This is a genomic window from Vibrio zhanjiangensis (assembly GCF_030161235.1).
GTDB classification, from domain to species: domain Bacteria; phylum Pseudomonadota; class Gammaproteobacteria; order Enterobacterales; family Vibrionaceae; genus Vibrio; species Vibrio zhanjiangensis.
In genome coordinates this window covers 38,253-52,324 of record NZ_BSPW01000018.1, presented here as the reverse complement: position 1 = coordinate 52,324, position 14,072 = coordinate 38,253, and the positions used below count along the sequence as shown (strand labels likewise).

Below are 14,072 nucleotides of genomic sequence, written 5' to 3'. Positions count from 1 at the left end.
ATACCGTGAACGTCCGGAATCCCTTCTAAACGTTGTTTCCAGTATGATAATTCATTATCTAACTGCTGACCTTGCAAGAAGTTAAGCTGCCATAATGCATAATCTGCATACTGAATTGGCAAAGCTTCAAGTTTTTCTTGGCTTTCGCCAATGTGACTGCGGTATAAGACATCCAGATCTCGTAATAGAATATCCAGTGAGACTCCGTCACCAGCAATATGATGCAAGGTAACGAGCAATACCGAACGAGTCAGCTGCTTGTGAGTCGTGAGCTTCAGCAGTCTGGCTCGTATCATCAAATCTCGGCTTAAATCAAACGGCGTTGTTGCTTCTTCTCTCCTAATAACACCCAATTCAAGTTCTTGATCTGCAATACTAAGATGCGAAAGATCCACTGAACTAAAAGGGACCACTAATAGCCCATGCGAAATACGCTGCTCAACCTCTCCTTGAAGATTGACAATACAAGTACGTAAGCTTTCATGACGAGCAACCAAATCATTAAACGCAGCTTGCAAAGCTTGAGAATCTAACTCCCCGTCTAACTCAAATGCCATCGGCATATTGTAGGTATCTTTTCGCTCTTCAAGTTGTTCTAGGAACCACAATCGTTGCTGAGAGTATGAAAGAGGGATACGCTCTGGTCGCTCCAAAGGCTTGATGCAACCATTCGCATCACCCTTTTCACTTGAATCAATCAAGTTTGCCAATTGGCACAGAACTGGGTGAGTAAAGATGCTACGAACGCTTAACGATACGTTAAAGTCTGCACGGATTTCCGCAAGCAGTTTGATCGCCAATAATGAGTGGCCTCCCGAAGTAAAGAAGTTTGCGTTCTGCCCAACCTGATGCTCACTATGAAGAACCTTTTGCCATACACCAGCAAGCTTTTTCTCAGTCGCTGTTTCTGGCGCTACATAGTCTCGTTCTATAACCATCTGAGGCTCAGGTAGAGCCTTACGATCAACCTTTCCATTCGGAGTCAGTGGCATCACATCCAGCATCATCCAAGCTGCTGGCAACATATGCTCGGGTAAATGACTTGAAACCCTCTGCTTAATATCAGCAACAACGGCATCAGAGTCTTTACCTTGGTTAGCAATAATAAGGTAAGCGGCTAGGAATTTGTCACCTAACCTATTCTCCTTGGCAACCACGACACATTGTTCAACCTCAGGTTGTTGCCCAATGGCAGTCTCAATCTCGCCAAGCTCAATTCTAAATCCACGTATCTTCACCTGATGGTCAATACGGCCAAGGTATTCTATGTCACCTTCTGGCAGCCAACGAGCAAGATCACCCGTACGATAAAGACGTGCATCATTATCAGATTCAGCATGAGGGTTAGCGATAAAACGCTCTTGGGTAAGGTCATCACGATTGTAGTATCCGCGCGCGACACCAACGCCCGCAATAAATAGCTCTCCAACAACACCGACTGGAACAGGGTTTAGCTGTTGGTCCAAGATATGGAGCTTAATATTGTCTATCGGCTTACCGATAGGCACTGAACGTCCATTAAAATCAGGTAAGCAGCGCCAAACACTAACATCAATTGCAGCCTCTGTTGGACCATATAAATTCTCAAGCTGAGCATGATGATTGGCCAAGAATCGATTTTGCACATCCACCGATAAAGCCTCACCACTACACACGACCAGACGCAGGCTTGGAGTCTGATTGGCGTAGCGACCATCGGCAATAAAGCTGGCAAGCATAGGAGGAACAAAGTGCATGACACTAATTTGCTCCTTGTCGATTATCTCAAGTAGATAGTCTACATCTTTGTGCCCTTCTGGACGCGCCATAACCACAGTCGCCCCAGTTGTCAGCGTCCAGTAGTACTCCCATACAGAGACATCAAAGCCAAACGGCGTTTTCTGTAAAACCTTGTCGTTTGATGTCAATTGATAAGTCTTCTGCATCCAGTTGAGGCGGTTCACCAAGCCAGAATGTTGATTCATCACACCCTTGGGTTTGCCTGTCGAACCTGATGTATAAATCACATAAACTAGGTTATTGGGTGATAGCTCCTCTATTTGGGGGTTTGCTTCCCAGTGGGAGTTCTGAGTCAACTCATCCCATAGAGCGGCATCATCCGCGACAATGAATCTATCAGCTTCAAGCTCTAATGAGTGTTGAAGTGAGTGCGATATAATCAGCACACTGGCTTGACTGTTTTCGAGCATGTAATTCAATCGCTCGACAGGATAGCTTGGATCTAAAGGAACATACGCACCTCCAGCCTTGCTTACCGCAAGAATAGCAATGACCATCTCAAGTGAACGATTCAAACAAATGCCGACCAAGTTTTCAGGCCCTACACCAAGGTCCATAAGGTAGTGTGCAAGTAAATTAGCACGCAGGTTAAGCTGCTTATAGGTTAGCGACTCATCTTCAAAAACCAACGCAACCTGATCGGGCGTCTTTACGACTTGCTGTTCAAATAACTGATGAATACATTCCTGCTTAGGATATTCACACTCGGTTTTATTCCACTGTGTCATCAGATCTAGGGCTGGTTGATCCACCAACGACAGTCCAAATACACTGGTATCTGGAGAGAGCAAGATGCTATCGATTAACAGTTCAAATTGCTTGCCCATCCGCTCGATGGTCTCACGCTTAAACAAATCGGTATTGTATTCCCAAGCCAGTTCCAATGCGTCCCCGCTTTCATTAACTACCAGCATAAGGTCAAATTGTGAGTGGCTTTCGACGAGTGGCAATGTCTCAGACTCTACTCCCGACAGCTCAAGCTTGGTTTGCTCGGTATTGACCGACAACATGACTTGGAACAAAGGGTGATAGCTTAAATCTCGTTGTGGCTGCAGTGCCTCGACTACCTGCTCAAACGGAGCTTCTTGGTTTGCGTATGCCTGAACATTGGTGGTTTTGCTTCGCTCAAGCAACTCGACAAAGCTTGGGTTATCATCAAGATCAAGTCTTAGCACTAGGGTATTGACCAAGAAACCTATCATAGATTCTAGGCCCGCTTGATTCCTATTGGCGACAGGTGTGCCGATAAGGATATCAGTCTCATTACTATAACGCGACAGTAAAACAGCAAATGCGCTGTGAAGGCCCATAAATAAGGTGGTATCGTTATCTCGACATAGCTTGATAAAAGCATTGCTCCGACTCTCGTCAAGATGAGTAGAGTGCCACTGCCCCTGATACTTCTGCTCAGCAGGACGAGCATAGTCAAGAGGCAAATTGTGCACGGCTGGCGCGCCGGACAAGTGTTCTTTCCAATAACTTACTTGCTTGTTAAAAGAACGGATGACCTCTGGTTGATGTTGCCAGTTGGCATAATCAAGGTACTGAATGTCCAAATCTTCGTGGTCTTGCTTTTTCCCCTGCAAAGCATCCTCATAAAACGCTTTTAGCTCGTTAAACAGAATCCCCAATGACCAACCGTCTGATGCGATATGATGCATGGTAAGCAGCAAGATGTGTTCGTCTTGTGCGGTTTTGATTAAACCAGTGCGCAGCATTAAATCTGACGATAGGTTAAATGGTTTAACCGCTTCCTCACCTTGCAGACGACTTACTTCTATCAATTGTTCTTCACCATCTAACTGGGACACATCAAACACGGGCATAACCCAGCTTTCTGGTACAGGGCGTAGCCTAGTTTCCGGTGAGTCTGACCGATTGATAAAGCACGTTCTCAAACTCTGGTGCCTAGAAATCACATCAATAAACGCCGAATATAACGAGTCAACACGAAGCTTGCCCTTTAACTTAATCGCCATCGGCATATTGTAATGACTGCTGCCTTGTTCCATTTGGTCAATAAACCACAGCCTTTGCTGGGCAAAAGATAGTTTGGGCTGATTAGAATCATGGTTATGAGTGATAGCAGGAAGCCCTGCTAGATTTGTCCCAATCATCGCCTGAAGAGCCTCGGCTTGATTGGTGAGGATTGAATTATCGAACACTAAAGTGATATTAACATCGGTAGCATAAGTTTGGTTTATCTTGGCTACCAATTGCATCGCCAGCAAAGAGTGCCCGCCTGAAGCAAAGAAGCTGGCATAACGATTACTGATCTCATGGCCTAGAACCTCACTCCAAAGTTTAGCGAGCTGCACTTCAGCATTATTGCTCAGTGGTTCAAAACGCTCATCATCTAAGTATGCTTGAGGCTCAGGAAGAGATTTAGTATCAAGCTTACCATTGGCGTTTAATGGCAAGCTATCCATAACAACGATCGCTGAAGGGAGCATGTACTGGGCAAGCTGATGTTTAAGCTGAGATTGAATATCAGCAAGGCTTTGTTCAGTGTTTTGTCGTGATTTATCATCCAGTACTAAGTAAGCAACCAGCTTTCGATCACCATGGTCATTTCTAACCATAACGTGACACCCAGTCACTCCTTGTATGTGGTTAATTGTGGACGCAATCTCTCCCAACTCAATCCTAAATCCACGTAGCTTAACTTGATTATCAGCACGACTGACGTAAACAATTTGATTTTGGCTATTGCGATAGACAAGATCGCCCGTTTTGTAGAGCTTGCGGTCGCAAGCTTCAAGATGAATGAAACTTAAATCGGTCAAATCAGGTCTGCGCCAATACCCTCGCGCGAGCCCCGGCCCCCCTAGATACAGTTCACCAATTACGCCTTGAGGAAGAGGCTGCAAACATGGGTCCATTACAAATGCATCAGCGTGTGGTAAAGGTTGGCCTATTGGGCAGACATCACTGATATCTTGCATTTCATACCAAGTGCTGAACGTTGTATTCTCTGTAGGTCCATAGACATGCCAGAAACTAATGGGTTTACCACTAGAGGCAATAACATGATTGACATGCTCAGGGGAGATAGCTTCACCGCCCATTGTAAGGTACTTCAACGAAGAGAATGCATCCGGTTTTTGCTCTGTAATTTTATTAAATAAAGCAGTGGTAACGAACATATTGTTAATCTTGGTCTGCTCGATATGTTGTTGGAATTTATCCGGTGATAAAAGCGTTTCTTTTGGCACATAAACCAAACTGGCTCCATTGAGTAACGCGCCCCAGATTTCATACGTTGCCGCATCAAATGAATGGTTAGAGGCCTGACCAAAAATCTGAGTAGAATCAATCTTTGTGTAGGGATTGTTATGTACTAAGTGAGTGATACTTCCCTGCTCTACGGCAACCCCCTTAGGCTTACCTGTCGAGCCTGACGTATAAATAATATACGCAAGCGCACTCGCATCCGAACACCAATTTTGATCACTAACGGCCAACTCAATCTCTTGCACCGTGGTTGGAGAGGACAAATCAATCAATCGCTCATGTTGAGTTTGAATCACAGTAGCAAGCTTGCCATGAGTCAATATAGCTTTAGCTTGACAGTCTTCCATAATAGCCGCTAAGCGAGCATGACCTTGTTCGGGGTCAAGAGGCACATAAGCACAACCTGCTTTAATGATGGCAAGCATAGAGACAATTAAATCAATCGAACGATTTAGGTAAAGGCCGACTCTATCACCTGTAGAGATTCCTCCATTTATCAGATACGCGGCAAGATTGTCAGAACGTTGATCAAGCTCTTGATAAGTCATCTTTTGATTGCCATAAACCACTGCAGTTTTATTAGCATAGCGCTCTACACTTTGGTTAAAGAGCTCCAGTATAGGCAGTAGTTTAGGATCAGGTTTCGTCGATAGGTCTACCTGACTCGTGAGCGCAATCCCTCTGATATCTTGCGTATCACAATCAATAAGTGACGTGAGAACATGTTCCAGTTGCTCCAACAAACCTGCTATGGTGACAGCAGTGAATATTGTTTGATCAAATAAAAGTTTCAGCTCTATAGAATCACCCGGAATAATCACAATCGACAACGGGAAATTGGTCTGCTCGTTCGCCGTTAGACCCTGTATATTGAGTTGATGATCGGTTCCAGAGGAGAGCTCTTTCGCATCAAAGGGGTAGTTTTCAAATACCATGATGGAGTCAAATAACGAGCTATCGATTTCAATATCAGAGTTCGCTTGGATATTAGTCAACGAAACATGGGCATATTGGTCATGCTCAAGCTGAGACTGATGAATACGTTGGACAAAATCAATGGATGCTTCTGCACCATCCAAAAATTGGACCCGTGTCGGTAGCGTATTAATAAATAAACCGACCATGTCCTCAACACCACTCAAGGACTCAGGACGGCCAGAGCGAGTTGTACCAAATACGATATCGTTAGATCGGCAGTATCGGCTTAATATCATGGCCCATGCAGATTGAAATAGCGTACTAGTGGTTACTTTCCTATCTCGCGCACTTTGATAAATTCGTTGTGTTAACGCCTGACCAAGGTGCGATTTCATCTCGCAAATGCCCTGCTTATCCAGTTTTTGTTCTTGAACCACTGCATCGCTGATAAGCGTCGGCGCTGTAAAACCGGATAAATAATCCTGCCAGTAACTTTCGCAAGTTTGACTATCCTGTCGAGAAAGCCAATGAATATAGTTCTTATACGCCGCTGGAGCGGGTAGTATCGCTTCCACACCACGTGATAAAGATTCGTATAGTGTGGCTAATTCTTTCAGAAGGATTGGCAAACACCAACCATCAACCAAGGCATGATGATGAGTCCATACCAACTTGTAAGACTCTTGTTCAACATGCACCAACACCAAGCGCATCAATGGGGCATTCTCAACATCAAGCGGCTGCTGTTTTTCACTGCGAAGTAAGCTTTCCCACGCTTCATTTTGGTGAGCGCCAATAGATTCTTCTCTCCATGGCACTTCTACCTGTGCAGCTACAAGTTGCAAAGGCTTGTCTAACCCTGTATGTACGAATGCTGTCCTTAGTGCATCATGACGGTTTATCAGAGCTTGCCAAGCCTGTTTGAGAGTTGTGGCACAAACAGGACCTAACTCCAATATCATTTGAGTAATATACAGGCCTGAACCCTGTGACAGTTGAGAATGGAACAGCATTCCGGCCTGCATTGACGTTGCCGAATACAAATCAGCGATATGATGGCTTTCTTCTAACTTTTCGAGTTGATTGGCCCCAATATTGGCGAGCGGAAAATCACTGGGGGTATAGTGTTTTTTAGCCGAATTACAATGACTGATAATGTCATAAAGGTGTTGATTGAAGCGGTCTAAAAGACCTTGCATCGTACTTTGATTAAATTGATTACGATTGTATTCAAAGCATACATTTAATCGCTCATTTTGTATGATGCTTTCCACGCTCAAGGTACTGAATCGACTACGATCTTGACTTATACACAAAGCATCATCTGCAAAGGTAACTTGAGAAATAAGGCCATCAGCCGTCATGTCTCTCGAGTCAAACTTACCTAAATAGTTAAACAAAACATCGACAGATCTGTGTTGATTGAGCGTTTCATCTTGGCAAAGATGTTTTAAAACACCGTAGCCTAAACCTTTGTTTGGAATAGCTCTAAGTTGCTCTTTAATCGATTTTATTTGCGAGCCAAGGTCAGTGCTATTTAAACAAAGCAAAGCAGGATAAGTAGTGGTAAACCAGCCCACGGTTTGGTTGAGATCAAATGAGTCATCCAACACTTCACGGCCATGACCTTCAAGTTCGACACAAATTCGGCTCGATTGTTGCCACTCGGTGAGAGTTCGTGTCAATGCCAGCAGTAATAGGTCATTAACTTGAGTGTTATAACTGTGATTTGCTTTACCAACTAGGTTTTGGGTGATTTCTTCACTCACCAAAAGCGATACTTTGTTGCTGTCATGCCAAGAGTTGAGATCTTGGTCAGGTAAATGATTCTCAACACTAAGCGGCGCCACATCACTATTCACCACTTGATGCCAGTATAACGCCTCTCTCGCTAGCATCTCACTGTGTGAGTAGGTTTCGAGCCATTGACCCCAAGCCTGATAGCTGTTCGATTTTATACCTAAATCAATCGGCTTTTCAGACTTAAGCTGCGTGAGTGCAAGTTCAAGATCAGAAAGCAAAATACGCCATGAAACACCATCAACGATCAAATGGTGAATGATCCACGAAACCTTAGATTCCTGCTTTTCTTGGTTCAAAACAACGCATCGCGCTAAATCGGGCTGAGATAAGTCAAATCCAGTCTGTGCTGTGTTGATTGCAGCATCAAAGGCCTCTTGCGTATCGTATACACAAAGGCTGGCCTGCAGCTTTTCTAATCGCTGATAGGCCGCACTGGAATCAGCGGTGAAAGATAACCTGAAGACATCATGGTGCTGATAGACAGAACTTAACGCCTCCGTAAGCTGTTCCATGCTCACTTGTTTTGAAAGCGAAAACTCAACCGCTTGGTTAAAGTGATGCTGTTCGACAGGATCGCCAGACAGCAACCAACGTTGAATCGGCAGCAAAATTTGCTCTCCCTCCACCGCTGCCAACTTTATCTCGGTGGAATCAACTTGGTCGACATTTGGTGCAAGTTTAGCAATGGTTTGATACTGGAATATTTGTTTAGTGGAGAGGGACAGTCCCGCTTTAAGAGCACGAGAAGCCACTTGTATTGCCAAAATGGAATCACCACCAATAGAAAAGAAGTTGTCCAGCACACCGACGGACTCTAGGCCAAGAACTTGTTGCCAGATCTCACACAGCTGCTGCTCCATTGGTGTTTCAGGCGCATGATAGTCCAACCTTGACTGATAAGTAGGTTTAGGCAGCGCGTTACGATCAATTTTGCCATTGGACGTTAAAGGCAAACTTGTCATCGCCACTAACGCACTTGGTAGCATGTAATGTGGCAGTGTAGATTGCAATGCCTCTCTTATCTGAGTTTCGTCCAATTGATGTTCAGATTGAGATGAATAATAGGCAACTAAACGTTTTTCTCCACTACTTTCTTCTGTCACGCACGCAAAGGCTTCTCGAATATTAGGAAGCTCAAGCAACGCGCTTTCTACTTCTCCCAGTTCAATCCTAAAGCCGCGCACTTTTACTTGATGGTCTATTCGAGTAATAAATTCCAAATTGCCATTCACATGCCTGCGAACCAAATCACCGCTTTTATAAAGCTTACGCTTGTTACTAAGTGGATGATCAACAAACTTTTCCCGTGTTAAATCGGGTTGATGCAAGTACCCAATCGCAAGCCCTTCGCCACCGATATAAAGCTCACCCACAACGCCAATCGGCACTGGCTGCATAAATTCATCTAGCACTAATACTTCAGCGCCAGGAATAACTTGACCAATATGTATGGTATCTTCATCTGGGCTTAGTTGACCTAAAGTCGCACAGATAGTGCTCTCGGTTGGGCCATACGCGTTAATGAACTTGCGGTTCTCTCCCCAAATAGAAACCAAATCTGGTGCGCACGAATCGCCAGCAACCACTAAGGTTTTAACATTGCGCCATTTATCGACTTCCAAAGCAGGAAGTAGTGCGGGTGGCAAAGTGGCATGGGTAATGTTTGCTTGGTCTACCGCATCGGACAAAGCATGGCCAGACTTGATACATTCCTCATCGTAAATAAAAAGTTGCGCACCAGAGCACAGCGTCATTACCCACTCCCATGTGGCCGCATCAAAACTAATAGACGCAAATTGAAGCACTCGACTATCACTACTGACATCAAGTAAAGACTGCTGAGCTTGGGCGAGATTGACCAAACCATGGTGTGATAAAAGTACACCCTTAGGCTTACCGGTCGAGCCTGAAGTGTAGATGGTATAAGCAGGAATGCTACCCGTTACATTATCTAAGAAACTTGGATTTCGAGTGGACTCCTGCAACCACGCATTTTGTATTTCAGGAGAATCCAGAACCAAAAGCTCAACTTCTGAGTTTTCAACACAACTTAAGGCACCCTGTTCAGTCACAACCATCTTTAACTGACTGTCTGAGACCATATGCTGCAAGCGCTTAACCGGATAATTCGGATCCAGTGGCAAGTACACTCCACCCGCTTTTAATACCGCAAGTAAAGAAACAAACAGAGTATCAGAGCGCTCAATACAGATACCAACGATATCTCCACACTTAACCCCCTGCTTCACGAGTAGGTGTGCTAGCTGATTCGCGCGAGTATTGAGCTGACTATAAGTCATGGTGTTAGAGCGCAAGTTCCCCAGATACGACAACGCTAAGGCCTGTGGATTATCCGCAACTTGCTGTTCAAACAAATGATGAACACAAGACGCTTTTGCATCTTGTCTCGTACCCATTGCCCAATCCTGAGTCAATAGCTGGATTTCTTTCTCGCTAAGCATAGAACAGCTTAACACTTTGGCCTCTGGGTCCACAATCACGGCATCAATCAATGCAACTAAGTGAGAAGACAGACGTTGAATGGTTTCGGCAAGGAATAGATCCGAACTGTATTCCCAATCAAGGACCAACTCGTCACCTAACTCTACCGCATTAATGGTCAAGTCAAATTTAGCTTTTACATTGCTAGGTTGCACAGGTGTAACAGTCAAGCCGTTCAAATCGTAATTCGGCTGCTCATTGTTCTGTAGCACAAGCATAATTTGGAACAGTGGATGATGGCTAAGAGAGCGATTGGGGGCCAGCTCTTCAACGAGGCGTTCAAAAGGCATATTTTGATTGCTCAGCGCCTCTAGCGATCTCGCTTTACACTGGACTATCAACTCATTAAACGATGGATTACCTGATAAGTCTGTTCGACAAATCAAGGTGTTAACGAAAAAGCCTATCATGGCAGACAATTCAGCTTGCTCACGATTGGCACTGACCGTACCCAGAACAATATCTTTTTCTTGGCTATATCGACTGATTAGGGCAGATACAAGCGCTTGCAGCCCCATAAATAGTGTGGCGCCCTGCTGCTGGCAAACTTCTTTAAACTTAGCGAGTTTCTTAGTATCAATAGTGACACCATAACGTGCGCCTACGAAAGTCGATTGCGTAGGCCTTGCAAAGTCCAACGGTAAACTATGGATTTCTGGTATACCGACAAGCCTATTTTTCCAATAAGAAAGTTGCGCATTCAAATTTCGGTGCTGTTCTGTACGTTGCCATGTTGCAAAATCGGCATATTGAATTGCCAACTCATCCAGAGGCTCAATCTTCTCCAATTGCCCTACCAAATAATAATGGCGAAGCTCTCGCTCAAAGATGCTTAGTGACCAACCATCAGCTGCAATATGATGGAATACTATGATAAGTTGATAATCACTTTCATTAAGTTCAACCACGCAAGCTCGAAGCATAACATCTTGGCTAAGGTCGAACTCACGGTCAATCAACTCATTTTGCACTTCTTCTAAGGCTGTTTGCTTGTCTATCTCGGGTAACCCTTTAAGGCAAACCGTTTCTAGCTTAAACGCCTCGATGGAATTAAGAACCATTTGCTGAGCTGAATCTGTGTCATCAAGCTGATACACAGTGCGCAGCACTTGATGTCGAGTAAGAATTTCCGTTATCGCATTGGTCAAAGCGGCTAAATTCAAGTCTCCTTTTAAACTCAGTATCAGAGGTATATTGTACTGAGCACTTCCTTGAAGTTGGTCAAGAACCCACATCTGTTGCTGAGAAAAAGATAGGGGGGCAGGCTCTTTACTACTTCGACGAGTGATAAGATCAGCTTGACCACGTTCTGCCTGTTCAACCAAGGTCGAAAATTCTTGTAGACTATTGCTAGCAAAAACGTCCGCAATACCAATATTTATCTCTTTCTCGATTTTCACTAGCGACAACATTCTCATTGCGAGCAATGAGTGACCACCTAGAGAGAAGAAGTTGGCTTTTCTACCGACGGGCTTTGGAAGTTGGAGTAAGTCCTGCCATAGTTCAGCCAGCCACCTTTCAGTCTCCGTTTCTGGAGCAACATAAGATTCTTGGACAGGCATAGCCGGTTCTGGTAATGCTTTACGATCAACCTTACCGTTTGGCGTAAGCGGCAATTCATCTAAACATACCCAGGCTGTCGGGATCATATGCGAAGGCAGTGTTTTTTCTAATTGCTCTGCAATGTCTGTAAACCAAAGATTTTGATCCTCTATTTCTGACACAGAAACAAGATAAGCAACCAGTTGTTTCTCTCCTAAACGATTGTCATGAGCAACCACGACATTCTGGCTGACCGATTCAATCGCACCAATAGAAGTTTCAATCTCACCTAACTCGATGCGAAATCCGCGGATTTTAACCTGATGATCAATACGACCTAAGTATTCGATCTCACCTTGGGGTAACCAACGAGCTAAATCTCCCGTTCGATACATGATTGCATCCGTGTCATCTTGTTGATGTGGATTGGCAAGAAAACTTTCTTTTGTGAGGTCTTCCCGGTTGTAGTAGCCTCGCGTGACCCCAACACCAGTAATGTATAATTCACCAACAACGCCGATTGGTACCGGATTAAAGTCACTATCTAATACGTACAACTTAATATTGTCGATTGGCTTACCAATAGGGACAGAGTTCCCCTCAAAGTCTGGGGTACAGAAATGATAACTGACTTCGATAGAAGCTTCTGTCGGACCATAAAGGTTGAGCAACTGAGCTCGATGTCCAGCAAGAAAGCGGTTTTGCACATCTACGGGTAACGCTTCTCCACTACACGCAACAAGGCGTAAACTAGCGGCTTGAGTTTCAAAACGCCCGTCTGCAATAAAGCTCGCCAGCATCGGAGGAACAAAATGTATTACCGTAATCTGCGCATCATTGATGACCTCAAAGAGGTAGTCCACATCTTTATGGCCGTCAGGTCTGGCCATGACCAAAGTCGCGCCTGTGGTCAAAGGCCAATAGTATTCCCACACTGAAACGTCAAAACCAAAGGGGGTTTTCTGCAACACATTATCATCAGCAGAAATTGGGTATGCCTTGCTTCCCCACAAAATCCGATTAACCAAACCGGTATGCTCATTCATGACACCTTTAGGCTTACCAGTCGAACCTGATGTATAAATGGCATAAACTAGATTGCTTGCAGATAAGCCATCAATACTTGGATTGCTTCTAAATTGTGGCGTATTTTCAAGACATTTCCAGAGTTCGATACTGTCAACCAATACATTTTGTACAGATTGAAAATGATGTGTAGCACTCAGTTCTTTGTCCGTTATCAACACTTGAGATTGACTGTTTTCAAGCATGTAGCTGAGTCTTTCGCTGGGATAGCTTGGGTCAAGAGGCACATATGCCCCCCCAGCTTTATTGACCGCTAGTATTGCAACCATCATGTCGATCGAGCGTGGTAAACAAATTCCTACTAATTGCTCCGGTCCCACCCCCAATTCAATCAGGTGATGCGCTAACAGGTTGGCGCGAACATTCAGTTGTTGATAGGTAAGAGCTTCATTGTCATAGCGAATGGCAATATAGTCTGGCGTCTTCTCTACCTGCCTTTCAAATAACGAGTGAATACAGATATCCCTTGAGAAGTCTGATTGCGTCTGATTCCACTGCGTCAAGACTTTTTGTCTATCGTTTTCATTTAATAAAGGTAGCGCTGAAATACATTGTTTAGGGTTTGCTGTAATGGCTTTTAGTAGAACGTTAAGTTGTTGGCTTAATGAAACCATCGACCTTTGACTAAAAATCGAACTGTTGTAAGACCAAATTAAATCTAGACCGTTTTCTAAACACTGAGCAGCAAGGTGTAACTCCTGTGGTTGGTGGGCCAAAAATGACCTATCGGCATCATATGAAAAACCTATCTGCAAAGAGAAGACGGCCTCCTTCTCCGACTCACCAGACGTAAGGTCTCGTTCAGTTTGCCCTAAAACTTGTTCAAAACTTGGATTGTCCGAAAAATCAATGCAAGTGGGAATAACCTGTGCTGATTCACTCCGCGCTATGCCCTCAACGCTGCCAGATGCTGCTATTCGCACTTCGGTGTCATTGCTATTTCGATGAACAAGACTTGAAAATGCAGCGAGTAATATTGTCCCTTGGTTTGTACACAAGATGGCAGATAATCTATCAAGTTCCAAAACCATCTCATCAGACAAGGCACTAGAGTATTCTTCTCTCATTTCATGGCTATAACCTTTGCGAGAAAAATCAGTGGGCAAATTATGCAATATTTCTTGTCTATTATATTTATCTGCTGATTTTCCCAAATGGCCACTATTGTCAAATTTGACGCTACAAAAATTCAAGGTCTTTTTATTCAA

General features: G+C 44.2%; 1 protein-coding gene (only partly in view). It reads right to left on the bottom strand.

Features of this window, described 5'->3' with window-relative positions; translation table 11 throughout:
• On the bottom strand, positions 1 to 14,072 hold the 5' portion of the coding sequence (locus QQK21_RS04015) for a non-ribosomal peptide synthase/polyketide synthase (protein WP_284190915.1). 13,621 nt of this gene lie to the left of the window's left edge; the window shows 14,072 of its 27,693 coding nt (coding positions 1-14,072); its start codon is at positions 14,070 to 14,072; its stop codon lies off the left edge, out of view.